Origin of the sequence: Streptomyces sp. NBC_01306, assembly GCF_026340465.1 — a bacterium.
In the GTDB taxonomy this organism is placed as follows: domain Bacteria; phylum Actinomycetota; class Actinomycetes; order Streptomycetales; family Streptomycetaceae; genus Streptomyces.
Map to the genome: position 1 here is coordinate 2,862,292 of NZ_JAPEPC010000001.1, position 24,238 is coordinate 2,886,529.

Consider the following 24,238-nt stretch of genomic DNA (forward strand, 5'->3'; position numbering starts at 1 on the left):
GGAGCCCGCCATGTGCCGGGCGGGACGGGGGCCGGCCGGTGCGCGGCGGCGAGCCGCGCGGCGGCCGGTGTCCGACCGCTACCCTGTGGCCGTCATCGGGGCGTTGCGGACGTCTCGCAGCAATTCCCGGGGGGAACGTTCGCCCATGCTCAGGTATCTGCCCTTCCTGCTGGTCCTGGCGCTCTGGATCTACGCGTTCATCGACTGCCTGAACACGCCCGAGGAGGAGGTCCGCGGTCTGCCCAAGGTCGTGTGGGTCATCGTCATCCTGCTCTTCGGCGAGGTGCTCGTCGGGCCCGTCGCATGGATCGCGGTGGGCCGGACACGGCGCGGGGCGGGCGGCGGGCGGGCCGTCTGGACGGCGCCGGACGACAATCCGGAGTTCCTCAACAGCCTGCGCGAGGGGAACAAGAAGGACAGCGCGAAGGACGAATCGGTGCTCAAGGACTGGGAGGCGGACCTGCGCCGCCGCGAGAACGAGCTGCGCCGCCGCGAGAGCGGCGAGGACGCGACCTGACAGCAGGGCCGGACGGACGGGGCTGACGGACGGGGCTGACGGAGATGGACAGGCGCATGGACATGGATATGGATACGGGCATCGGTCAGGCTGTTCCGGACCGCGCTCTGGCGCGGCGGTGGCTGGCCACGGCGGTCGCCGAGGCGCGGGCCGGGCTCGCGGAGGGCGGCATCCCGATCGGGGCCGCGCTGTACGGGGCGGACGGCACGCTGCTGGGCCGCGGGCACAACCGGCGGGTCCAGGACGGCGATCCGTCGACGCACGCCGAGACGTCCGCCTTCCGCGCCGCGGGGCGGCAGCGGTCGTACCGGGGCACGACCATGGTCACCACGCTCTCGCCCTGCTGGTACTGCAGCGGCCTGGTCCGGCAGTTCGGGATCTCCCGGCTGGTGGTCGGCGAGGCCGCCACCTTCCACGGCGGCCACGACTGGCTGGCGGAGCACGGGGTACGCGTCGTCGTGCTCGACGACGCCGAATGCACCGCGCTGATGCGGGACTTCATCACACGCAGCCCGGAGCTGTGGAACGAGGACATCGGCGCGGAGTGAGGGGCGCCGTCCGCTTCCCGGCGCCCGAAAGCCTATGCCCCTGCCAACCCACCCTCGGTAAGCTGATGTTGACGCAGTGACATCTGCGCACACCGGCGTGGGAGGTGCTGTGGAAAGGGAGTTGTACGCACGGGGCGGTCTCCTCCACGGTCTCGCACCGCGGCTCATCGGTCTGCCGCCGCACGGTTTCCAGCAGACGCCCGTCGAGGCGTTCGGGGGCCGCCGGGACGACCTGCCGGTGACCGTCCTCACCGGTGGGCGCGGCATGGGCAAGACCGTCGTGCTCAAACAGCTCCGCACCAACTACCGCGGCCGTACCCCCGTCGCACTCATCGACTGCGAGCACCCGGACTTCGCGGCGCTCCCGTCAGGGCACCGGCGCGCGCCCTTCTGGTCACCGGCCACCGAGGCGCTCTCCGTCCTCGGCGAGCAGCTGGGTCCGGCCGTGCGGGGCGCCGGAGCCATAGAGTTCCCCCGGCTGGCCGCCGGTCTGATGGCCATCGCCTCCACCGGGTGGGACCCGAACAACAGCCAGCAGGTGCACGACGAGGCGCTGCGGCTCGGCCTGCTCGTGGAGTCGGGGGCGCGGCTCAAGAGCCTGGGCAAAGGCTGGCTCGTCAAGCTCACGGCGAAGTTCGCCGCACTGTGGACGGGCGCGCCGCCCGGCCTCGACGTCATCGTGGAGACCACCGTCGAGTCCCTGCTCGAAGACCTCTTCGACCGGGGCCAGCGCGCCGCGGCCAACTGGTACGGGGACTACCCGGGCGCCGGCGGCCACGCCAAGCGCGGGCTGAGTCTGCTGGCCCTGCAGTTCCACCGGGAGCGCGACAGCGACGCCCGCGCGCTCGCCGAGCGGCATCTCGTGGGGGCGCTCCGCGCCGATCTGCGGGCCGCCTACCAGGGGATGGGGCGGCTGCGCCGGGTCGGCAGGCCGCTGGTGCTGCTCGACAACGTGCAGGCGCCGCTGGGCCGCAGGCTCCTGGAGCCGGTGCTGCGCGACCGTGCGGCGGGCCGTCTTGACCAGGTCGTCTTCATCGCCACGCTGCGCGGTGACGACCATCCGGCGCTGCACTCGGCCGAGCGGTGCCTGCTGCCCGAGGTCACCCACTCCACGCCCTGGACGCGGGGCACCGAGGTCGCGTCCGGCGCGCTCACCGTGGGGCTGACGGAGCTGGGCCCGGAGCATGTGAGCCAGCTGCTCGACCGCGAGGACCCGGGGATGCGGACCCCGCCGCTGCTGGCCCGCTCCATCCACCGGCTGACCGGCGGGCGCCCGCTCGGAGTGGCGCTGCTGACGAAGGCCGCCGGGCAGGCGGCCGCCCAGCTGACCGGACCCACCGTGCCGGTCGACGGCGGCCCCGAGAACCTCACCCCGGGCGAGCTGCTCTCGCTGCCCGTCGCGCTGCGCGAGGACGAACCGGGCCGCCCGACCGCCACCGAGCTGCTCCAGCAGCTGGTGCCCCCGGCCAGGCTCGACCGGCTCGCCGTGCTGGCCGCAGCGCACAGCACGGCGGACGCCGAAGTGCTCGCCGCCGCCCGGCTCGACCACGACGGCGGCCGGGCCGGCGTCCTGCCGATGCGCGATCTGCTGGCCGACGAGTGCTGGCCGGCCGCGCCCGACCACTTCGTCGGCGACCCGTTCCTGCGCACCCTGCTGCTGCACCGGCTGCGCCACCCCACCGGGGAGGCCGCGTCGGCCTCGGAGCTCTGGCGCGAGGTCCAGGAGACGATGCGCGACCACTGCGCGGAGCTGGCCCCGCGCCGCCTCCACCACGAGCTGGCGCTCGGCACCACCGAGAACGCCGTCGCGCATCTGCGGGACACCTTCCGGGCGGCCGACGCCGCCGCCTGGCTCGACGAGCTGCGCTTCATCGCGTCGGCGCCGCACTTCGCGGAGTACGACGTACGGCGCGCGGTGGCGCTGGGACGGACCGACTCCGCCCAGCAGCCGCCGGCCGGCACCGACCGCGTGTTCCATCTGCGTATCCGCCGACTCCTCTACTGCGTATGGCAGTTGACCGACCTGCTGGCGCTGCCCGACGAAGGGCTCACCGAGAAGATGGGCGACGAGCTGGCCCAGCTGTCGGCGCTGCATCCGACCGGCAACGAAGTGCTCTGGCACGCCTCCAGGACCTGGCCGTCGGCCGTCCGGGAGTGGCGGAGCCCGGACCGTACCGCTAGCGACCCAGGGGGCATCACGCCGTGAGCAACAGGTTCCGCGAGTTCTTCTGGTACACGGGTCTGCGCCGCATCCTCACCTCGGCGGTGGTCCTGGTCCTGCTCGCCGGTGCGGGCATCGCCGCGTACGCCCTCTACACCCCGGACCTGCACTGCGCGAAGGGCGTCGACCGCCCCGAGAAGGGGGCGGAGTGCATAGGGGTCAACGGCGACGGTTACGACTTCGGGCGGCCCGCGCTGCACGAGGTGGCGCAGGCCATCGCCCGCGAGAACCGGACGCTCAAGAAGGGCCAGTACGCGACGGTGGCGCTGCTGCTGCCGCTGACCTCCACGGACAGCGACATGGCGAACAAGGTGCTGCACGAGGCGCAGGGCGCGTTCGTGGAGCAGTACCGCGCCAACCACGACGACAACGACCAGGTGCCGAAGATCCGGCTGGTCCTCGCGAACACCGGTATCGGCAGCGACCAGTGGCCCACGACGGTGCGCAAGCTCAAGGGCATGACGGGCGCCCCGGACAATCTGCGCGCCGTCTCCGGCGTGGCGACCAGCAGCGATGCCACCCGCAACGCGGTCAAGGAGCTGACCACCAGCCACATCCCGGTGATCGGCACCACCATCACGGCCGACGACATCTCCAACGGCCCCAACGGCATTCCCTTCCCGGGGCTCGCCCGGGTCTCGCCGACCAACAAGGACGAGGCCGACGCGCTGAAGAACTTCGCGGACATCGACCCGAAGAAGACACTCCTGGTGCGCGACACGCACCCCGGCGACCACTACACGGAGACGCTGCGGGCCGCCTTCAACGGAATGCTGGCGGGCGCCCCGTACGAGGACCGGGTGTACACCTCGCCGCCCGACCAGTCCGAGGACGGCTCGACCGCCAACACCTTCGCGCAGATCACCGACGCGATCTGCTCGGCCCGCAATGTGAACACGATCCTCTTCGCCGGCCGCCACACCCAGCTGCGGCAGTTCGTGAACGCCCTGGGCAACCGGATATGCGTACGGACGAAGTTCACCATCCTCACCGGCGACGAGGGTTCGTACCTCGGCTACGACACCAAGCTCAACAAGAAGGCGCTGAAGCCCAAGAAGGGCGCGGAGCCGGTCATCGTCCAGTACGCCGCGCTCGCGCACCCCGGCGCCTGGTCGAAGGCCACCGACCCGGGCATGCCGGCGACCGGCGGCAGCCCGGCCGACTACACGGCCTTCACCAACGCGGTGGCGACGGCTTCGGGCAAGGGCGTCGGGCCGATCGGCCCCATCGACAACGCCTCACTGGCCGACGGCCAGGCGATCATCGCGTACGACGGGATGGCGACCGCGGTGACCGGGATCCGCAGGGCCAGGGCGAGCAGCAGCGTCCTGCCGGACATCGAGGACGTCGGCGCGGTCTGGTCGAAGCTGCAAGGGCCGCTGCGGGTGAACGGCGCGAGCGGCTGGATCTGCCTGGACAACTACGGGAACCCGTACGACAAGGCCGTGGCCATAGTGCAGTTGACGCAGACGGGGACCCAGGAGTTCGTGAAGCTCGCCTGGCCCGCGAAGACGAAGAAGCCACCGGCTCAGGAGTGCCTGCCGCCGCGCGGCCGGTAGGCGGCCCGCAGTTCCTCGCGTCGCTCGGCGCTCCCGGCGGGCCCGGCCGGTCCGCCCGGCCCGCCCGGCCGCAGGGGGTGGCCCTCCAGGGCCTCGTGCAGCAGCTCGAAGTGCTCGTGCCAGCAGGCCAGCGCGTCCGGCCGCCGGTCGTCGGGGCCGGTGAACTCGTGGGTGAAGCGCACCACGGTCGCCTCGGCCCCGACGGATTCCAGATGGAAGCGGATACGGCCGTGTCCGGCGAAGGTGTACTCGGCGACCCGCTCGCCGTCCCAGGCGGTGACGGTCCCGGCGGCCACCACCGGCACATCGGATCCGCGCAGCGTGACCCGGCCGCCGAGCCGCGACTCGAAGACATCGGCGGTGGCGAGCCACTGCCGCAGGCCCACCGGGGTGGCCACCGCACCCCACACCCGGGCCACCGCGTACGGCAGGAAGAGGGCGAACCGCAGGATGTGGGTGTCCCCGTGACTGGTGCTGGTGCCCTGTGCGATCGCCTCGGTCATGGTTCAAGCCTCGCCCCAAGAGGCGTGTTCCACACCGGAAGAGGGCCGGTTCACCGACGCGTGTCGGGAACCGGCCCTCTGCCGGCTGTCGGACTGGGTGGCTGTCGGACTGGTGGCTGTCGGACTGGTGGCTGTCAGACTCCGGCGTAGGAGTGCATGCCGTTGATGAAGATGTTCACGCCGTAGTAGTTCCAGATCCAGCAGGCGAAGGCGAAGAGCGCCAGATAGGCGGCCTTGCGGCCCTTCCAGCCTGCGGTGGCGCGGGCGTGCAGGTAGCAGGCGTAGACGACCCAGGTGATGAACGACCAGGTCTCCTTGGGGTCCCAGCCCCAGTAGGTGCCCCAGGCGTCGCCGGCCCAGATGGCGCCCGCGATGATCGTGAACGTCCAGAGCGGGAAGACCGCGGCGTTGATGCGGTACGCGAACTTGTCGAGCGACGCGGCGGACGGCAGCCGCGAGAGCACCGAATCGGCGAAGGCGCCCGGCTGCTCACCCCGCGCGAGCTTGGCCTCGTAGCGGTCCCGGAAGAGGTAGAGCGCGGTGCCGACGAAACCCATGTAGAACATGGCGCCGCAGATGATCGCGGTCGAGACGTGGATCCACAGCCAGTACGAGTGCAGCGCCGGGACGAGCTGGTCGCTCTTGGTGTAGAGCACCGTGGTGGCCACACCGAGGTCGAGCAGGACCGTGGTGACCAGGGCGAGCCCCAGCCAGCGGACGTTCTTCTTGGTGACGAGCAGGATCAGGTACGCCGCGACCGCCACCGAGGAGAAGGTGATCGAGAACTCGTACATGTTGCCCCACGGCGCCCGCTGCACCGACATGGCGCGGGCCACCACACCGCCCGCCTCCACGAGGAACCCGAGGACGGTCAGCGAGATCGCCATCCGCCCGTACAGGTCGCCCTTCTCGGTGCCGCCGGCGGCGCCGGGTCCGTCGGGGACATCGCGGGAGCCGGCCGCGGACCGGGTGACGATCTTCGGCCGGTCCAGTACGGCGGTGCCACCGCCCTGCTTCTTGACCTGCACGGCGGGGGCTGCGGCCGTGGTCGTCGTCAGCGCGGCGGCCGTACGGCCCACCTTGCTGCGGGCGCCGAACGTCCACTCCGCGATGTGCGCGAAGAACGCCAGCGTGTAGACGGCCATCGACGAATAGATGAGCACGTTGCTGATGTTCGCCAGGTGCTCGTTGGTTGCGGCGGCGAGATTCACTTCTCGGCCCCTTCGGGAGTCTCTGCGGATGCAGCGGAATCAGGCGCCGACGGCGCCACTGAATGGAGCGTTGCGGCCAGGTCGGCCAGCTCCTCGGGGAGCTTCGCGGATTCACTCCGGCCGAGCCCGGCCATCTCCACGACGGTCACGCCGTCCTCTCCCCGTACGGCGCGGACCCAGACACGGCGGCGCTGGATGAACAGCGATCCGGCGAGGCCCGCGATGGCCGCCAGTGCGCCGGCGAGCGCGTAGTCGGTGCCGGGCTGCTGCGAGATCTTGAAGCTGGCCCACTGCTTGACACCGAGGAACTGGATCGAGCCCTCGCCGTGCGGCAGCTTCATCGTCTCGCCGGGCAGCAGGAGCTTGGCGAGCTTGTTGCCCTTGCTGTCCTTGTACTGCGTCATGTGCTTCGAGTTGAGCTGGTACACGCTCTGCGGCAGCCCGGAGTCGACCCCGAGGTCACCGTGGAAGCCGGAGACGGCCATCACGGGGAAGTCGAGCCCCGGGAAGGTGGAGAACATCGAGCCCTTGCCCTTGCCGGCGTAGGTCGGCACGAACATCGTCTGGAAGCCGAGCTGCTCCTTCTTGCCCGCCGCGTTGCGGTAGCCGTCCATCACCTTGATGGCGCCGGTCGACGTGGCGTTGGAGTCGAGCGGCAGCAGCGGCACCGCGTCGCGGTAGATCTCCTTGCCCTTGGCGTCCTTGACCGCGACGATCGGCGCGTAGCCGTGCGAGACCAGGTAGACCTTCGAGCCCTCGATCTCCAGGGGCGTGTTGACCTTGATGACGCCCTTCTTGTCCTTGCCGTTCGCGCCGTCGGAGTACGTCACCTGGGCTTCGTACTTGCGGGGCGTGCCGCGGTTGGGCCCGTTCTTCTCGTACGTGCCGACGAACTTGTCCAGCGTGAAGCTGAACGGCTTCAGATTGTCGGGGTCGAAGAGCGTGCCGGCCGTGAAGTCGTCGTACTGGGTGAGGGTGTTGGAGAAGCCGTCGCCGTCGACGACGAGCTTGCCGCCCTGGGACTTCCACAGCTGACCGCTGGCGAAGGAGACCAGGAGCACGATCAGCGCGATGTGGAAGAGCAGGTTCCCGGTCTCGCGCAGGAAGCCCTTCTCGGACGCGACGGCATCACCGGTGATGTGCGCGCGGAACCGGCGCTTCTTCATCATCGCGAGCGCGGCGTCGCGGACGGCCTCGGGCTCGGACTCCGTACGCCAGGTCGTGTACGCGGGCAGCCGGGTCAGCCGCTTGGGCGCGGCCGGCGGGCGGCCGCGCAGCTGTCCGACGAACTGCCAGGTGCGGGGCACGATGCAGCCGATGAGGGAGATGAACAGCAGGATGTAGATCGCCGAGAACCAGACCGAGCTGTAGACGTGGAAGAGTCCCAGCTTGTCGTAGATCGGCGCGAGCACATCGTGCTTGGCCTTGAAGTCGGTGACCTTCAGGGCGTCGATGCTCGTCTGCGGGATCAGTGAGCCGGGGATCGCACCCAGCGACAGCAGAAGCAGCAGGAGCAGCGCGACCCGCATCGAGGTCAGCTGCCGCCAGAACCAGCGGATCCATCCGATGACACCCATGGCGGGGAGGCTGGAGACCGGTTCTTCCCTGGGCGCCGTGGAGAGCTGCGACCCGGCTGCGCCGAGGTCGTTCTCGCTCTCCGCGGTGTCGCTCCCGGCGGAGTCCGCGGCCTCTTCCGGAGGGGCGCCTTCCGGGTTCTCGGCCTCCGGGTTCGTGGCGTCCGTCGTTTCAGTCGTCTTGCTCATGTGGAACTCAGATCCCCACCGTGTAGCCGGATGACCAGACCTGCATCTCCTGGATGATGCGGTCCCAGGCGCCGGTGACGAGCAGCAGTCCGGTCACGATCATCATGATCCCGCCGATGCGCATGACCCAGGCGTAGTGCTTCTTGACCCAGCCGAAGGCGCCGAGCGCCTTGCGGAAGGCCACTGCCGCGAGCACGAACGGCACTCCGAGACCGAGGCAGTAGGCCACGGTCAGTATGGCGCCGCGGCCGGCGGTGCCCTGCTGCGAGGCGAGCAGCTCCACGGAGGACAGCGTCGGTCCGAGGCACGGCGTCCAGCCGATGCCGAAGAGCGCACCGAGCAGCGGGGCCCCGGCCAGACCGGTCACCGGCCGCTTGTGCAGCCGGAATTCACGCTGGGTGAGCCAGGGCATCATGCCCATGAAGAAGATCCCGAGCAGGATCATCAGCCCGCCCAGCACCTTGCTGAGGATGTCCTGGTACGCGAGGAGCTTGCTCCCGAAGAAACCGAAGAGCGCACCGCCCGAGACGAAGACGGCGGTGAAGCCGACCACGAACAGCGCGGCGCCAGCCGCCATCCGGCCGCGTCTGGCCTGCGCGAGATCGGATCCGCTGACCCCGGTGACGTAACTCAGATATCCGGGGACCAGTGGCAGGACGCACGGTGAGAAGAAGGAGATCAGCCCGCCCAGTACGGCGATGGGCAGGGCGACCAGGAGGGCGCCGTTGGTGACGGTCCCGCTGATCCCGGATTCGGCGGCGACGGTGACGAGCGCGCTCACCGGATCACTTCTCCGTGAGCAGCGGGTCGATCATCTTGCGCAGCGTGTCCTCCTCGACCCCGCCCGCCTTCCGGGCCGCGATCTTCCCGTTGCGGTCGACGACGACCGTGGAGGGAATGGACTGCGGGTTCAGGCTGCCGGCCGGGAAGCGGAGCAGCAGCTTGCCGCTCGGGTCGTAGAGGCTCGGGTACGGGACGTCGTAGTTCTTCTCGAACGCCTTGGCCGGACCGGTGGAGGTGTCACGGGTGTTGATCCCGACGAACTCGACGCCCTTGGACTTGAGGTCCCTGGAGACCTTCGCCAGGTTCCCGGCCTCGGCGCGGCACGGCGGGCACCAGGAGCCCCAGACGTTGAACACCACGATCTTGCCCTTGTAGGCGCCGGCCACATCGAGTGTCTTGCCGTCGACGGTCTTGCCGGACAGTTCGGGCGCGGTCTGGCGCCCGCTTTTCGCCGCGGTGACAATGCCACTGCTGCTGGTGACGTAGCGGGAGCCCTGGGAACTGCTCACCTTGGCGCCGGATCCGCACGCCGACAGAGCGAGCGCGGAGACCGCGACCACTGCGCCCAGCTGGGCGGCGCGGCGGACGTCGGTGCGGCGGCGGAGAGGGCGCGTAAGAGCCATGTGAAAAGTTTCGCATGGCCGCTTCCCGGATCTCGGGCACCCCCCTCACTGCCCGGAAAGCCCGATGTCAAGCAGCCTTAAGGAAACTGTTCCAACCGCCCTCGGGCCGCTGTCCGACTTCGAGGGTACGCAGCTTGTCGAGCACAGCGGGGTCCTGTACATCGAGCCAGTCACAGAACTGCCGGAAGGAGACGAGCCGTACGTCGGGACGGCCCGCGATCTTCTTCATTGCTTCCTCGACGGCGTCCATGTAGAGGCCGCCGTTCCACTCCTCGAAGTGGTTGCCGATGTACATGGGCGCGCGGTTCGATTCGTACGCCCGCTTGAATCCGGCGAAATAGGAGTCGGCGGCCTGCTTGCGCCAGTACGGATACTGCGACGTCATGCCCTTTGTCGAATTCTTGGACTGGTTGGCCAGCATGTTGTAGTCCATCGAGAGCACCTCGAAGGTGTGCCCGGGGAACGGGATCTGCTGGAGCGGGAGGTCCCAGAGTCCGCCGCGCTTGACCGGCCATGTCTGCATTCCGCCGGGCGAACTGGCGTCGTAGCGCCAGCCGAGCTTCTTCGCCGTGGGCAGCAGATTGTCCTGGCCGAGCAGGCACGGGGTGCGGCTGCCGACGAGTTCCTTCCGGTAGTCGAAAGGCAGCGGGGGCTCGTCGTGCCAGCCGGTGTTCGTACGCCATTCGGTGACGAACGAGACGGCCTGGTCGATCTCGCTCTGCCACTGCTCGGGCGTCCAGTTCCCGACCGAACCCGAAGTGGTGCCGCAGAAATGCCCGTTGAAGTGCGTCCCGATCTCGTGGCCGTCGAGCCAGGCCTGCCGCGTGTACTTCATGGTCGCCTTGATGTGGTCATCGTTGAGATAACCGATGGCGGAGGCGCCGACCGGGTTGTTCGGCGGGTGGTAGAGCGATTTCTTCGACTCGGGGAGCAGATACAGCCCGGAGAGGAAGAACGTCATCCCGGCCTGGTGTTCTTTCGCGAGTTTCAGGAATCGCGGGAAAAGGCCGTTGCCGACCTCTCCCGCGCCGTCCCAGGAGAAAATCACGAACTGCGGCGGGGTCTGCCCCGGCTCCAGCGGGACCGGCTTGTCCGGCTGATTCGGCTGGAGGCCGGTGTCGGCGGTCGACCCGTCCCCGATCAGCCGGACCGGACTCTTCTGCGGGCCGGATCCCGCACCCTGGCTTCCCTTTTGCGCACTTCCGACTGTGGACTTTCCGCCGGCACCGCAGCCCGCCAGGCCGGCCGCGGCCGCAGCCCCGGCTCCCAGCCCCAGCAGGCCCCTCCTGCTCATGTTGCTCATCGCGTCACCCATCTGTTGCGTCGTCCGGCGGCCCATACAAGCGGGCAACCGGTCAGATGATGGGATTAACGTGATGGTTCCGACCAACCGGTACTATTTTTCACCCTATGCGCCGAACGCTTTTGCCTTTCCTTTGGCGGGCTTTGCACCAGCCAGGAGATGGGACGGCACCAGGTCCCTCGCCGGTTCCGTGTAACCGACGGAGACGATCCGGTCACCCTGGTACGTGAAGGTCGTCAGCGAGGCGAGCGTGCACTGCCGCTTGCGCGGGTCGTGCCACAGGCGCCGCCGCTCGACGAAGCTCCGTACGGTCCAGATCGGCAGCTGGTGGCTGATACAGACCGCCTCGTGCCCGCGCGCGGCGTCCCGCGCCGAGTTCAGGGCGCCCATCATCCGGACGACCTGGTCCACGTACGGCTCGCCCCAAGACGGCCGGAACGGGTTGGTGAGGTACTTCCAGTTCGCGGGCCGGCTCAGTGCGCCGTCCCCGACGCCGAACGTCTTGCCCTCGAAGATGTTCTCGGCCTCGATGAGCCGTGCGTCGGTGGCGAGGTCGAGGCCGTGCGAGGTGGCGACCGGGGCCGCGGTCTCCTGCGCGCGCTCCAGCGGGGAGGCCACGACATGGGTGATGTCGCGGCCCGCGAGGTGCTCGGCGACCCGGTCGGCCATCTCCCGGCCCAGCTCGGAGAGGTGGTAGCCGGGGCGGCGCCCGTACAGCACGCCGTCGGGGTTGTGCACCTCACCGTGGCGCATCAGATGCACGACGGTGATCTCGTTGCTTCTGTCGCTGCTGCTGTCGCTCATGCGGACACCTCTGCGGCGGCTCGGGCGGCGGCGGGCAGTGCGGCGGCGATGCGCTCGACCGCCCGCTCGTCGTGCGTGGTCGAAACGAACCAGGACTCGAAGGCCGACGGCGGGAGATAGACACCCTGCTCCAGCATCGAGTGGAAGAAGGGGGTGAAGCGGAAGGCTTCCTGCGCCTTGGCGTCCTCGTAGTCGCGGACGGGGCTGTCGCTGAAGAAGACGGAGAACATGTTGCTCGCCGTCTGGATCGTGTGCGCGACGCCTTCCTTGCTGAGCGCCGCGGTGACCAGGCCCTGGATCTCCAGGGAGACCGCGTCGACCTTCTCGTACGCGGCGTCGTCGAGCAGTCGCAGCTGGGCGAGCCCGGCGGCGGTGGCGACCGGGTTCCCGGAGAGCGTGCCCGCCTGGTAGACGGGGCCGACGGGCGCCAGATACCCCATGACGTCCGCACGTCCGCCGAACGCGGCGGCCGGGAAGCCACCGCCCATGACCTTGCCGAAGGTCATCAGGTCGGGGCGGACCCCGTCGACGCCGTACCAGCCGGCCTTCGAGGTACGGAAACCGGTCATCACCTCGTCGGAGATGTACAGCGCGCCGTCGGCGGAGCAGAGCTCCTTGAGCCCGGCGTTGAACCCGTCGACGGGCGGCACCACACCCATGTTCCCCGCGGACGCCTCAGTGATCACGCAGGCGATCTCACCGGGGTGGGCGGCGAAGGCCTGGCGTACGGCTTCGAGGTCGTTGTACGGCAGGACGATGGTGTCGCCGGTCTGCGCGCCGGTCACCCCCGGGGTGTCGGGGAGCCCGAGGGTCGCGACACCCGATCCGGCGGCGGCCAGCAGCGCGTCCACATGTCCGTGGTAGCAGCCGGCGAACTTCACCACCTTGGCCCGGCCGGTGAACCCGCGGGCGAGCCGGATGGCCGACATGGTCGCCTCGGTGCCCGATGACACCAGGCGCACCTGCTCGACGGGCTCGATTCGGGCGACGATCTCCTCGGCGAGTGCGACCTCGCCCTCCCCCGGCGTACCGAAGGAGGTGCCGCGCGCGACGGCGGCCTGCACGGCGGCGACGACCTCGGGGTGCGAGTGCCCGAGGATCATCGGACCCCACGAGCACACGAGGTCGACGTACTCACGGCCGTCGGCATCGGTCAGGTAGGGACCGGTACCGGACACCATGAACCGGGGCGTACCGCCCACGGCACGGAAGGCGCGTACCGGGGAGTTCACCCCGCCGGGGGTCACAAGGGACGCACGGTCGAAGAGCGTCTGCGAAACTGGGGCTTCGTATTCGTACGGATAGCTCACACAAGCCATGGTGTCAGAGGCGCAGACGGTATTGCGGACAGGTGTTTCACCGCACATCCGTGGGGGAGGTCTCTGACACGATGATCGGGTTGCGCGGCGGGGGCCGCGAGTGGTCGGGTGGAGATATGCATCGCGGTGGCGGACTGGGTGAGGGGACCGATGACCTCGGTCCCGAGCCTGCCCGAAGGGGAAAGCACCGACGAGAGGCAGAGGCGCGGGCGAAGGCACGGAGTACGGGAAGCAGGAGTGGTGGGCTTGTGGGCGTGACCTACAAGTACTTCGGCGCGCCCGACGGGGCGACGGCGGCCCGGGTGCCGGTCACCATGCGCCCCGAGCAGTTGGGCGGCGACGAGCTCGGCATGGGCGGCATGTTCACGAAGATAAAGCCGGAGACGATGGCCGCCATGGTCCTCACCGGCATCCAGGGCATACCGCTGGGCAAGGTGCCCCCACTGGAACTGGTCGTGCTGCACCCCGACTACGCGGTCGTGAAGCTCCCGATGACGGTCGTGGACCCGCTGCGCGGGGTCGGCGAGGAATCGGTAGGAGCCGCGGCCTTCATCTGGTCGACGGTCCCGGACCGCGGCGGCCCCCGGGACGCGTTCAACGCGTACCAACTGCTGCACGAATGGCAGGACTTCTCCCACCGGCTGCACGACGCGGGGCATCAGGCCTACTGCCTGGTGTGGCCGTGAGCGGGGCCGGTCCCGTACCCGGTCGCCGGTGTGCCGTGCCGGACGGACCTGCCGGACGGACGTGTCAGGTGGAGCGGCGCACGGGGGGATCGGACCAGCCGAGCGGATAGAGCACGGCGTCCTTGCCCTGGACCGCGGGCTCACCGCCCGCGTCGCTGAAGGCCGTCAGGGCCTTCACCAGGGCCGACCTCTCTTCCGGCGCGAGCTTCTCCACCACCGTCGCGATCTCCCGGCGGCGGCGGGCGGTGACCTCCTCGACCAGTCGGCGCCCCTCGGCGGTGAGGCGCAGCAGTGTGGCCCGTCGGTCGTCCGGGTCGGCCTGCCGGTCGGCGAGGCCGGCCGAGATGAGGCGGTCGAGCATGCGCATCGCTGTCGACGGGTTCACATCGAGCAGCTCGGCGAGCACCACGAGTTTCGCCGTGTCGTACGTCGACAGCACGACGAGCAGCCGGAACTGAGGCAGCGTGACCCGGTCCTCCACCTCGGCCAGCGACCTGGCCGACACGGCCACCAGCAGACGGGACGCCGTCAGCACCGCGTGGGTCACCGCGTCGACGTCGTCGGCGCCGGTCCTCGGGGCAGCGCCGGGGCCGGTGCCCGGGTCTGCGTCGGTGCCGGAGTCAGTGGGGTGCGGTTGCTCGCTCATGGTTCTTTGTACCGCGCCCCGGTGCGGGTTCCGGCTGCCGGTGCCCCCGCCCCGGCCGGATTCAGGACGTGGCTGCCCCGGCCACCGGGTGCAGCGCCCGCAGTACGCTCTGGTGGGTGATCCAGCCGACCGGGGCGCCCCGGTCCGCGTCGAGTACGGGCAGTCCGGTGCCCGGTGCCGAGACCAGTGCGTGCAGCGCGGCCGACAGCGGCATGTCGGAGCGGAGCCGCGGCGGCAGTTCGGCGAGGTCCCCGGCCGTCGCCGGTGCTCCGGCCCGGCCGTCCGGGGTCTCGGCCAGGGCCTCCGCCACAGCGCGGGCGGTGACCGTCCCGACATACCGGTCGTCGGCGTCGAGCACCGGGAGGCTGCCGTGCTCGGAGTGGGAGAGCAGCAGCGCGGCTGCCGACAACGTGGTCCCGGCGGGCAGCGGATACGGGAGTTCTTCCATGACCTCGTCGACCCGCCGGCTGCCCAGCGGGGCGCCGGGGGCCGCGGCGTCGAGGTCGATGCCCCGGCGCCGGAGTTTCAGGGTGTAGACGGTGTCCTGGCTGAGCAGTTTGCTGACCAGGGTGGCGGTGACCACAGCCAGCATCAGCGGCAGGATGATCGAGTACTCACCCGTCAGCTCGAAGAGAATCACCACCGCGGTGATCGGCGCCCGCGCCGATCCGGCGAACACCGCGCCCATCCCGACCAGCGCGTACGCCCCGACCGCCCCCGCCGTGCCGGGCAGCAGCTGCTGCATGCCGATCCCGTACGCGGAGCCGAGCATCGCGCCGATGAACAGACTCGGCGCGAACACCCCGCCGGAGCCGCCGATCCCGATGGTCAGACTGGTGGCGATGATCTTGCCGACCAGGAGCAGCAGCAGGAACCCGGCGGCGTACCGGCCCTCGGCGGCGTTCTCCAGAACCGGGTAGCCGACCCCGTACATCTCCGGAAGCGCCAGCAGGACGACGCCCAGCAGGAGTCCGCCGGCCGCGGGCCGCAGCCACTCCGGGCCGCGCCACGCCCAGTCGCAGGCGTCCTCGATCCAGTAGAGGGCGCGGGTGAAGCCGATGCCCGCGCATCCGGCCGCGATGCCGAGCAGAGCGAACAGGCCGTACTGGGCGACGTGTTCGACATGGAACGACGGCAGGTTCAGAAACGCGGCGTTCCCGAACGCGGCCCGGCCGATGACGCTCGCGGCCACGCTGGAGAGGACGACAGCGCCGAACGATTCGATGGCGAAGTCCCGCAGAATGAGCTCCATCGCGAAGAACACCCCGGCCAGCGGGGCATTGAAGGTCGCAGCGATACCGCCGGCCGCACCGCAGGCCACCAGCAGCCGCATCCGGCCCTCGGTGACCTTGGCCAGCCGGCCCAGCGTGGAGCCGAGCGCCGAGCCGATCTGCACGATCGGGCCCTCACGCCCCACCGATCCGCCGGACCCGATGGTCAGCGCCGAGGCGAGCGACTTGACGACCGCCACATTCGCGTTGATACGGCCGCCGCGCCGGGCGACCGCGAGCATCACCTCGGGCACCCCGTGGCCGCGGGCCTCTTTGGCGAACCGGTCCACCAGCGGCCCGTACAGCAGCCCGCCGACGACCGGCGCGAGCAGCACGAAGAACGGCCCGAGCCAGGACACGTGCGGGTTCGCGGCGTGCCCGGCGCCCGCGTAGTCCGCGTGTCCGGAGAAGAGCTGGGTGAACGTCTTGATCAGCCAGCGGAAGACTATGGACCCGAGCCCCGCGCCGATGCCGGTCAGCGCGGCGAGCACGGCGAGCTTCCCGTGCTCCTCGCGCACCCTTGCTGCCTGTGCGACGCCTCTGCTCAACATGTTTGCATTATGCAAAAATATACTGCGAGAAGCTACGCATGTGACTCTTTGCACTGGGCAAATGAATGGGGAGGGGCAGTACGGACGGGGCCACCGGGCCCTACTCCCCTACTTCCCCGCCAGCCGCGCCACATCCGCCTCCGTGTAGAGGCGGAACCCTCCCTGGGAGCGGGCCGACGGCCTGACCGTAGAGTTGCCCTGCCCGCGCGAGACCCGTGTGTCCGTGTGTCCTCAAGGCGCCGGGGTGCCGCCCGGCATCTCGTATCTCCCGCATCTCCCGGATCCCTGACCTGCCCGCCTGCCGCACGCCTCGATCCGGGTGGTGCCCGAGCACGACAGGTTCCCTCCCCCTTGCGCTCATCAGTTCTGCCCGACTCCGTCCGGGGACCGCGCCCGGTCTCCGGCGCCCGCCCTCCCTGGCTGAACCCTCGGGTCTTCCGTACGGAGGTGCTGGCCGGCCTGGTGGTCGGTCTTGCGCTGATCCCCGAGGCGATCTCCTTCTCCGTCATCGCCGGTGTCGACCCCAAGGTGGGCCTCTTCGCCGCGTGCACGATGGCCATGGTGATCGCCTTCGTCGGCGGCCGCCCCGCGATGATCTCCGCATCGACCGGCTCGGTGGCTCTTGTCGTCGCCCCGGTAGCCCGGGAGCACGGACTCGCGTACCTCCTGGCGACGGTGATTCTGGCCGGTGCGTTCCAGATCGTCCTCGGCGCCGTGGGCGTGGCGAAGCTGATGCGGTTCGTGCCGCGTTCGGTGATGGTCGGCTTCGTCAACGCCCTGGGCATCCTGCTGTTCACCGCCCAGATACCGAACCTGACCGGTGTGCCCTGGCCGGTCTATCCGCTGACCTGCGCGGGCCTGCTCCTGATGGTGTTCTTCCCGAGGCTGACGAAGGTGGTCCCGGCGCCGCTGGTCTCCATCGCGATCCTCACCGTCATCACCGTTGCCGCCGGCATCGCGGTCCCCACCGTCGGCGACAAGGGCAGGCTCCCCTCGTCGCTGCCGGTGCCGGGCCTGCCGGACGTACCGTTCGACCTCCACACCCTGACCGTCATCGCTCCGTACGCGCTGGCGATGGCCCTGGTCGGGCTGATGGAGTCCCTGATGACGGCGAAGCTGGTGGACGAGATCACCGACACGCGCTCCGACAAGACCCGGGAATCCATCGGACAGGGCATCGCGAACATCGTCACCGGCTTCTTCGGCGGTATGGGCGGCTGCGCGATGATCGGCCAGACGATGATCAACGTCAAGAACGGGGCCCGGACCCGGCTGTCCACCTTCCTGGCCGGGTTCTTCCTGCTCATTCTGTGCATCGTGCTGGGCCCGGTCGTCTCCAGGATCCCCATGGCGGCGCTGGTCGCCGTCATGGTCCTCGTCTCGGTCGGCACCTTCGACTGGCACTCCATCAGACCGGCCACGCTCAGGCGGATGCCGGCCGGCGAGACCGTCGTCATGGTGATCACCGTGATCATCACCGTGGCGACGAGCAACCTGTCCATCGGGGTGGTCGTCGGAAGCGTCATCGCCATGGTGATCTTCGCCCGCCGCGTCGCCCGACTCGCCGGGGTCACCTCCGTCATGGACCCGGATGCCGGCCGGATCACGTACACGGTGACCGGCGCGCTCTTCTTCGCCTCGTCGAACGAGCTGGCAACCCGGTTCGACTACGCCGCCGACCCGGACAGGATCGTCATCGACCTGACGGCCGCCCATATCTGGGACGCGTCGTCGGTCGCCGCACTCGACGCCGTCACCACGAAATACGAGCAGCGCGGCAAGGCCGTCGAGATCGTCGGCCTCAACCGTCCCAGCGCCGAGATCCACGGGAGACTCACCGGCGAACTCACCGGCGGTCACTGACCACGACACCGGCCGGGCAGTCGGCCGTGCAGTCCGGCCAGTCGGGCAGGCAGTCCAGGCAGCCGGCCGGGCAGTCCGGCGGGACGTCTTCACATGCCGGGCACCGGCAGCGGACCCCCAGGACTGCGCCGTGCGGCTGATGTACGGCCCCCGGTCGACCGCGTACACCCGGCCCCCGCGGAATCCGGCCCGAGGATCGGCGGATGGCCAGGCATCTTCGGACGACGGATCCGGCAAGCGATCCGGCAGTGACAGGTTCAGCGGTGACAGGTTCAGGGGTGACCGATCCGGCGGCAGCGGCTCCGGCGGCCGTACGGGCAGGTGGGCGCCGTGGCCGGGAGCAGTGACGGCGGAGCCGACCGCGACCGCGCCCCGCGGCCGGCCGTACCGGCGACCGGGGCCAGCCCCTGGCAGCAGAAGCCGCGGAAGGAGCCGGGACCTGATGCCCGGCGCACCGGCGGGCTGCTCGGCCGGGTGCGGGTGCTGGCCGGCACGGCGCCGCCCGGACCCTTCCGCCCCGCGTTCTGGCGCAGTCCGCTCCGCGGCCCGTGGCTGACGGCGGTCCTCGGCCTGGTCCTGCTGTTCGGCATCACGGTCGTGTTCGTCACCGGACTGCTGTCGTACGCCGCCTACAACCCGGATCTGGGGGCGCTCAACGACAAGACGCCCGGCAAGGGGCTGCTGGGCTTCTACCTGTTCACCTGGCCCACCCACCCCTACTGGCTCTACCGCCTCACCCAGGGCGTCCACGTCACCCTCGGGATCGTCCTCATCCCGGTGGTACTCGCCAAACTCTGGTCGGTCGTCCCGAAGCTCTTCACCTGGCCGCCCGCGCTCAGCCCCGCCCACGCGCTGGAGCGCCTCTCGCTGATTCTGCTGGTCGGCGGAGTCCTCTTCGAACTCGTCACCGGTGTACTCAACATCCAGCTCGACTACATCTTTCCCGGGTCCTTCTACACCCTGCACTTCTACGGCGCCTGGGTGTTCATGGCCGCTTTCGCCGCCCATGCGGTGCTACGGCTGGGGCGGATGTGGCGGGCGGTGCGCTCCCGTACTCTGCGCTCGGTCCTGGCCACCGACGCGGCGCACACCGAACCGGAGCGGCCCGATCCGTACGGTCTGGTCGCCCCCGCGCCCGCCCGGCCGACCATGAGCAGGCGGGGCGCGCTCGGACTGGTCGGCGCCGGATCGCTGGCCCTGCTCGTGGTGACCGCAGGGCAGAGCATCGGAGGCTCCCTGCGGCGCACCGCACTGCTCGCCCCGCACAACCGCGACCCCCGGCCGGGCCCGAACGGCTTCCAGATCAACAAGAGCGCCGGCGCCGTCGGCATCAGGGCGTCCGACATCGGCCCCGGCTGGCGCCTGGAGATCCGCGGGGCCCGGCAACTCACCTTCACCCGAGCGCAGTTGCTCGCCATGGACCAGCACACGGCCCAGCTGCCGATCGCCTGCGTGGAGGGCTGGTCCACCGACGACCAGAGCTGGTCGGGGCTACGCCTCTCCGACCTCGCCGCACTCGCCGGGGCCCCGCACGCCACCAGCGTCCTCGTCGAATCCGTGCAGCGCCAGGGCGCCTTCCGCAAGGTGCTCCTGGCGGGCAACCAGATCAGCAACCCGCTCTCGCTGCTCGCCCTGCACGTCAACGGAGCCCCGCTCTCCACCGACCACGGCTACCCCGCCCGCATCATCGTTCCCGCCAACCCCGGCGTGAACAACACCAAATGGGTCCGCCGCCTCACCTTCCGGACGTGACCATGAGCCTCTTCTCGCGCCGCTACGGCGCCCACCCCGTCCATCTGCTCGTCATGGCCTGCTGCTTCACCGTCGCCGGGTACGCGGCGGTGCAGCTCCTCATGGGCCGTACCGTCGCCGTCGCCGTCTGGTTCATCGGTGCCGCGCTCCTGCACGACCTGGTCCTGGTGCCCCTCTACAGCGCCGCGGACCTCACCGCCCAGGCCGCGCTCCCGCCGCACAAGGGCCGCCCGGGCCATACGGACAGCAAGGGCCGCCAGGGATGTACGGACAGCGAGGGCCACAGGGGCCGTACGGGCCGTTCGGCGGGGCGCCGTGGGCTCAACCACCTGCGCACCCCGGTGGTCCTGTCGCTGCTCCTGCTGCTGGTCTGGTTCCCGCTGATCCTGCGCAGGTCCGCCCCGTACCACCAGGACACCGGGCTCTCGGACAGCGTCTACCTCGACCGGTGGCTGCTGATCACCGCGGGGCTGTTCGTGGCCTCCGCGCTCACCGCCCTGGTCAACACGGCCCGCCGGCGCCACCGTGCCCGGCTGACGGCTGACGGCTGACGGCTGACGGCTGACGGCTAACGGCTCCAGTGCGGATCGCGGCCGGTGAGAGCGAGCACCTGGTCGAACGCGGAGGCCCCGGCCGCGACCGGCACCGGCTCACCGAAGACGCCCCCGGCGCGGGCCATCGGAGCCATGTCCGCGAGCGCGGGCGAGAGCTCACCGACCACGGCCGGCTCGGGCACGAAGTCCTGACCGGTGGCGCGGGCCAGGTCCCAGGCGTGCACGGTCAGGTCACCGAGCACCATGTGGCCGACCGTCCTGGCCGGCAGATTCATGGCGCCCGCCGTGCCCTCCTCCGCACCGGGCGCGGCCCATGCCGTGACCAGAGCCGCGGTCTCCTCGCCGAACCTGCGCCGCCAGTCGCCCACCACGTACTCCGGCTCGGAACTGAAGTCCACGTCCTTGCGGGCGGCCAGCGCCTGGAAGTTGACCAGGACGTGGATGAGGTGGTTGACCAGCGCGCGTACGTCGTATTCGGCGCACGGCGTACGGTCCGCGAGCTGGGCGTCCCCGATGCCCCGGACCACGGGGAGCGCCTGCGCGGCGGCAGCTGCGAGCAGATCGCTGATCGTCGGCGCCTCCGGAGCCTTCGGAACCCCGGAGGCACGGGTTCCGTCCACCTTCGCGTTCACATTCTCGTTCGCGTTCATGGCTCCGACGTTAGGTGTGGCCGAGTGGAGGCGTCTTGAAGAAACGCGACATACGATCACTCGCATGTCAGGCCCACCGCCCGGACCGGCGCAAGGCCCCCGGCGCGATACCAGGGGCATCGTCGACGCCCCCGAGCTCTTCACCCGTGTCCGGTTCCGCCGCCGCGCACCGGCGCCCGCGCTCCGGCCGTATCTGGAGCATTACTGGCTGATCGACTGGGATCTGGCCGACCCGTATGTCTCCCATGTCGTGCCGCACCCCTCGGTGAACATCGTCTTCCAGCACTTCGGCGACTCGCTCGCGTTCGGCGAGGTCGCGGGTGTCGGGCTCGGTCTGTTCACCCAGGAGCTGGCCGGGGTGGGTGCGGTGTGCGGCATCCAGTTCCGGCCCGGCGGGTTCCGTCCCTTCGTACCGGGCCGTGCGGTGGCGGAGTGGACCGGACGCCGCGTCCCGCTGACCGAGGTACTCCCTGATTCCGGCGGCCGGCCTGCGGACATCCTCACACCGCCCGCCGAGGACGCCCGGGTGGCCGCGCTGGACCGCTTCCTGCTGTCGCTGGCTCCCGTGCCGGACCCGCAGGCGACCCGGGCGATGGCCCTGGTGGACCGGGTGCGTACGGACCGTACGATGCGCCGGGTCGAGCAACTGGCCGCCGGGGAAGGCGTATCGGCGCGGTCCCTGCAACGGCTCTTCGCCTCGTACGTCGGCGTGAGCCCCAAGTGGGTGATCCTGCGCTACCGCATCCACGAGGCCCTGGAGCGCGCGGAGACGGACGCGGCGGTCGACTGGGCGGCGCTCGCCGGCGAACTGGGCTACAGCGACCAGGCGCACCTCACACGCGACTTCACCGCGACGATCGGCGTCCCCCCGGCTGCGTACGGCGCCTCGCCCCGGCCGTAGCCGACGACCGGCCACCGCTGCGGGGAGGCGACCGCCGCTCATGGGACTCAGGCCGGTTGTCAGTGCCGCGACCTACAGTCGGAGACATGCGAGACGGAGTGCGGATCGAGCCGTGGTCGGAGGACGACCTGACGCTGCTGCGGCGGATGAACGCGCCGGAGCTGCTGGACCACCTGGGCGGTCCGGAGACGGAGGACCAAGTGCTCGTGCGGCACGAGCGGTACGTCGGCATGAGCGCGGGGACGGACGGCACGGGCACGATGTTCCGGGTGGTGGCCACGGGTACGGGCGAAGCCGTGGGCACCGTCGGGTACTGGGAGAGCAGCCGGGAGGGGGAGCTGATCTACGAGTCCGGGTGGGGCGTACTGAAAGGACACCAGGGGCGGGGCATAGCCACCGCGGCAGTCCGGGCGGTGCTGGAGCGGGCCGGGCAGGAGCGGAAGCACCGCTTCCTCCATGCGTTCCCGTCCGTCGACAACCCTCCGTCGAACGCGGTGTGCAGGAAGTCGGGCTTCTCGCTGCTGGGCGATTGCGACTTCGAGTACCCACCGGGGCGGTCAATGCGCTGCAACGACTGGCGCGTGGAGCTCACGTTCTGAGGTGACCGGTGACGCGGTGACCGGGGTGGCGGCCGGGGCGGAGCCCCCGGGAGCAGGCGCTCCCGGGAACCGGCCATCGGCGGCCCCGGACCTCAAGGGCGGTACCACCTCACGGGCAGCACCAGGGGGATCGTCCGGGGTAGTGCCCGATCAGCTGCTGAGGAGTTCGTTGCCCGCCTTCAGGGCGTCGCCCCCGGCCTTCGCCGCTCCCTTCACGGCGTGCACCTTCTTGCCGACGTTGTTCCCGACGACACTCTTGGCGATGGGCTTGGCCTGCTCGCCGACAGCGGCCGTGGTCTGGGCAGTATCGCTGAGCGTGCCCCCGAGGCTGCTGGCCTGGGCGGCGGGAGCGAAGGCGGCGAGGAGGGCGGATCCGGCGGCGGCGGTGGTGAGAATTCGACGTACGTTCATGGTCGGGGTAACGCACGGAGGCGCCCGAAGGCACGCCCCCGTCAGCGGATCGACCCCGGCTGGCCGCCGATCCCACTCGCACGGGGAGTTCACAGGGGCTGCCGAATGGTGGGCGCCGGGCGGCAGCCATTCGGCAGCCCCGGCATATTTCCGGCACATTTAACTGCGTGACACAGATTCTGTGGCACGCTTAGCATTACGGACCACACGTACCGGACACGCACACCCGGCATACGCGCCGGACACCCGGGCGGCCCGCCCCCGGACCCACCGAAAGGACCCTCACATGACCGTCCTCGTCACCGGAAGCCGTGGCAAAGTCGGCTCCGCCCTCATCCCGCTGCTGCACGGCAAGGGAGTGGACGTGCGGGCCGCGTCGGCCGCCCCCGGGCGCCTCTCCCTCCCCGACGGCGTGGCAGCCGTGCGGTGCGACCTCCACGACCCCGCCACCTTCCCGGCCGCGCTCGACGGGGCCGACGCGGTCTTCCTGTACGCGGAGCCCTCGCAGATCGGCGCGTTCGTCCAGCAGGCCGAGACCGCGGGCGTCCAGCACATCGTGCTGCTCTCCTCCAGCTCCGTGCTGGGCCCGGAGGCATCCGAAAGCGCGATCGCCGCCACCCATCTCGCCGTCGAACAGGCGCTGGCCGCCTCGCCCATCGAGACGACCTTCCTGCGGCCCGGCGCGTTCGCGGGCAACGCCCTCCAGTGGAAGTGGGCCCTGCGGTCCGCGGGCACCATCGACCTTCCCTGCCCCGGCAGTTACTCCGACCCGATCCACGAACGGGACATCGCCGAGTCCGCGTACGCCGCACTCACCGAACCCGCGCTGCGCGGCCAGGCGTACCACCTGACGGGTCCGCAGTCGCTCACCTTCACCGAGCAGCTCGCGGCCCTCGAAGCCGCGACCGGCCGCGCCATCCCGTTCCGGCGCGTCGCCCCCGATGCGTGGAAGGAGTCGGTCAGCCCCTATCTGCCCGCCGCAGCCGCGGACAGCCTGCTGCACTACTGGGCCACGTCCGACGGCGTCCCCACCACCGTCACCGACCAGGTGGAGATACTCACCGGCCACCCGGCACGCACCTTCGCCACCTGGGCCGCCGAGAACGCGGCAGCGTTCACCGCAGCACCCAGCACAGCCGCCGGACCCACAGCCACCGGACCCGCAACCGCCTGACCCCGCCGGCTCTCCCCCGACACAGC

At 70.4% G+C, this 24,238-nt stretch carries 23 protein-coding genes and 1 pseudogene; 11 read left to right on the top strand and 13 right to left on the bottom strand.

The annotated features are described in order from the left end of the window. Positions 1 to 145: 145 nt before the first annotated feature. The 4 genes from OG385_RS12435 (at position 146) to OG385_RS12450 (ending at position 4,845) form a co-directional block, all read left to right on the top strand. A complete protein-coding gene (locus OG385_RS12435; protein WP_266854522.1) occupies positions 146 to 517 on the top strand; it encodes a PLD nuclease N-terminal domain-containing protein in 372 nt (123 codons plus the stop codon). A gap of 56 nt (positions 518 to 573) precedes the next feature. Then, positions 574 to 1,065, top strand: a complete 492-nt coding sequence (locus tag OG385_RS12440; RefSeq protein WP_266854524.1) for a nucleoside deaminase — start codon at positions 574 to 576, stop codon at positions 1,063 to 1,065. Positions 1,066 to 1,174: 109 nt separating this feature from the next. Further along, the gene (locus tag OG385_RS12445) at positions 1,175 to 3,271 is read left to right on the top strand and encodes a hypothetical protein (RefSeq protein WP_266854526.1); all 2,097 of its coding nucleotides are present in this window, start codon (positions 1,175 to 1,177) and stop codon (positions 3,269 to 3,271) included. Continuing rightward, positions 3,268 to 4,845, top strand: coding sequence for a hypothetical protein (locus OG385_RS12450; RefSeq protein ID WP_266854527.1), 1,578 nt, complete (start codon positions 3,268 to 3,270; stop codon positions 4,843 to 4,845). Before OG385_RS12445 ends, OG385_RS12450 begins: the two co-directional genes overlap by 4 nt. On the opposite strand, the gene OG385_RS12455 is transcribed toward OG385_RS12450, so the two are convergent. The 8 genes from OG385_RS12455 to hemL form a co-directional block, all read right to left on the bottom strand. Continuing rightward, positions 4,815 to 5,348, bottom strand: a complete 534-nt coding sequence (locus OG385_RS12455) for an SRPBCC domain-containing protein (RefSeq protein ID WP_266854528.1) — start codon at positions 5,346 to 5,348, stop codon at positions 4,815 to 4,817. The genes OG385_RS12450 and OG385_RS12455 overlap by 31 nt on opposite strands. Before the next feature lie 134 nt (positions 5,349 to 5,482). Beyond that, positions 5,483 to 6,559, bottom strand: coding sequence for a c-type cytochrome biogenesis protein CcsB (ccsB, locus tag OG385_RS12460; RefSeq protein WP_266854530.1), 1,077 nt, complete (start codon positions 6,557 to 6,559; stop codon positions 5,483 to 5,485). After that, a complete protein-coding gene (locus tag OG385_RS12465) occupies positions 6,556 to 8,322 on the bottom strand; it encodes a cytochrome c biogenesis protein ResB (protein WP_266854532.1) in 1,767 nt (588 codons plus the stop codon). The genes ccsB and OG385_RS12465 overlap by 4 nt, the downstream gene beginning before the upstream one ends. A gap of 7 nt (positions 8,323 to 8,329) precedes the next feature. Next, positions 8,330 to 9,103 carry a cytochrome c biogenesis CcdA family protein gene (locus tag OG385_RS12470; RefSeq protein ID WP_266854534.1) on the bottom strand — a complete coding sequence of 258 codons (774 nt, stop codon included), beginning with the start codon at positions 9,101 to 9,103 and terminating at the stop codon, positions 8,330 to 8,332. Positions 9,104 to 9,107: 4 nt separating this feature from the next. Beyond that, positions 9,108 to 9,728: a TlpA disulfide reductase family protein gene (locus OG385_RS12475; RefSeq protein ID WP_266854535.1), complete on the bottom strand. Its 621-nt coding sequence runs from the start codon at positions 9,726 to 9,728 to the stop codon at positions 9,108 to 9,110. A gap of 67 nt (positions 9,729 to 9,795) precedes the next feature. Then, on the bottom strand, positions 9,796 to 11,031 hold the full coding sequence (locus OG385_RS12480; protein ID WP_266854537.1) for a hypothetical protein: 1,236 nt from the start codon (positions 11,029 to 11,031) through the stop codon (positions 9,796 to 9,798). Positions 11,032 to 11,136: 105 nt separating this feature from the next. Beyond that, positions 11,137 to 11,835, bottom strand: a complete 699-nt coding sequence (locus tag OG385_RS12485) for a histidine phosphatase family protein (protein ID WP_266854539.1) — start codon at positions 11,833 to 11,835, stop codon at positions 11,137 to 11,139. Beyond that, a complete protein-coding gene (gene hemL / locus OG385_RS12490) occupies positions 11,832 to 13,154 on the bottom strand; it encodes a glutamate-1-semialdehyde 2,1-aminomutase (protein ID WP_266854540.1) in 1,323 nt (440 codons plus the stop codon). Before hemL ends, OG385_RS12485 begins: the two co-directional genes overlap by 4 nt. Before the next feature lie 116 nt (positions 13,155 to 13,270). On the opposite strand from hemL, the gene OG385_RS12495 reads away from it, so the two are divergent. Next, complete coding sequence (locus OG385_RS12495; protein ID WP_266854542.1) at positions 13,271 to 13,840, top strand: hypothetical protein; 570 nt, start codon at positions 13,271 to 13,273, stop codon at positions 13,838 to 13,840. A 64-nt stretch (positions 13,841 to 13,904) separates the two neighbouring features. Here OG385_RS12495 and OG385_RS12500 read toward each other — a convergent pair whose 3' ends face one another. The 3 genes and pseudogenes from OG385_RS12500 to OG385_RS12510 all read right to left on the bottom strand — a co-directional run. Beyond that, on the bottom strand, positions 13,905 to 14,486 hold the full coding sequence (locus tag OG385_RS12500) for a MarR family winged helix-turn-helix transcriptional regulator (RefSeq protein WP_266854543.1): 582 nt from the start codon (positions 14,484 to 14,486) through the stop codon (positions 13,905 to 13,907). A 61-nt stretch (positions 14,487 to 14,547) separates the two neighbouring features. Beyond that, positions 14,548 to 16,308 (bottom strand): chloride channel protein, encoded by a 1,761-nt coding sequence (locus OG385_RS12505; protein ID WP_266854545.1) that lies wholly within the window; start codon positions 16,306 to 16,308, stop codon positions 14,548 to 14,550. Positions 16,309 to 16,428: 120 nt separating this feature from the next. Continuing rightward, positions 16,429 to 16,494, bottom strand: a pseudogene (locus OG385_RS12510) (MerR family transcriptional regulator); the annotation flags it as partial. A gap of 165 nt (positions 16,495 to 16,659) precedes the next feature. Between OG385_RS12510 and OG385_RS12515 the strand changes: the two are divergent. From OG385_RS12515 to OG385_RS12525, 3 genes are all read left to right on the top strand, one after another. Further along, positions 16,660 to 18,171: a SulP family inorganic anion transporter gene (locus tag OG385_RS12515; RefSeq protein ID WP_266854547.1), complete on the top strand. Its 1,512-nt coding sequence runs from the start codon at positions 16,660 to 16,662 to the stop codon at positions 18,169 to 18,171. Between the two features lie 474 nt (positions 18,172 to 18,645). Next, entirely contained in the window at positions 18,646 to 19,923 is a 1,278-nt protein-coding gene (locus OG385_RS12520) for a molybdopterin-dependent oxidoreductase (RefSeq protein WP_266860804.1), read from the top strand. Between the two features lie 2 nt (positions 19,924 to 19,925). After that, positions 19,926 to 20,474, top strand: a complete 549-nt coding sequence (locus OG385_RS12525) for a hypothetical protein (protein ID WP_266860806.1) — start codon at positions 19,926 to 19,928, stop codon at positions 20,472 to 20,474. Between the two features lie 17 nt (positions 20,475 to 20,491). On the opposite strand, the gene OG385_RS12530 is transcribed toward OG385_RS12525, so the two are convergent. Next, complete coding sequence (locus tag OG385_RS12530; RefSeq protein ID WP_266854548.1) at positions 20,492 to 21,127, bottom strand: TIGR03086 family metal-binding protein; 636 nt, start codon at positions 21,125 to 21,127, stop codon at positions 20,492 to 20,494. A 64-nt stretch (positions 21,128 to 21,191) separates the two neighbouring features. On the opposite strand from OG385_RS12530, the gene OG385_RS12535 reads away from it, so the two are divergent. After that, positions 21,192 to 22,028 (top strand): helix-turn-helix domain-containing protein, encoded by an 837-nt coding sequence (locus tag OG385_RS12535; RefSeq protein WP_266854550.1) that lies wholly within the window; start codon positions 21,192 to 21,194, stop codon positions 22,026 to 22,028. 86 nt (positions 22,029 to 22,114) lie between these two features. Then, positions 22,115 to 22,627, top strand: coding sequence for a GNAT family N-acetyltransferase (locus tag OG385_RS12540; protein WP_266854552.1), 513 nt, complete (start codon positions 22,115 to 22,117; stop codon positions 22,625 to 22,627). Positions 22,628 to 22,777: 150 nt separating this feature from the next. On the opposite strand, the gene OG385_RS12545 is transcribed toward OG385_RS12540, so the two are convergent. After that, positions 22,778 to 23,038 carry a hypothetical protein gene (locus OG385_RS12545; RefSeq protein WP_266854554.1) on the bottom strand — a complete coding sequence of 87 codons (261 nt, stop codon included), beginning with the start codon at positions 23,036 to 23,038 and terminating at the stop codon, positions 22,778 to 22,780. A gap of 286 nt (positions 23,039 to 23,324) precedes the next feature. Between OG385_RS12545 and OG385_RS12550 the strand changes: the two genes are divergently transcribed. Beyond that, entirely contained in the window at positions 23,325 to 24,212 is an 888-nt protein-coding gene (locus OG385_RS12550; protein WP_266854556.1) for an SDR family oxidoreductase, read from the top strand. The last annotated feature ends 26 nt before the right edge of the window (positions 24,213 to 24,238 follow it).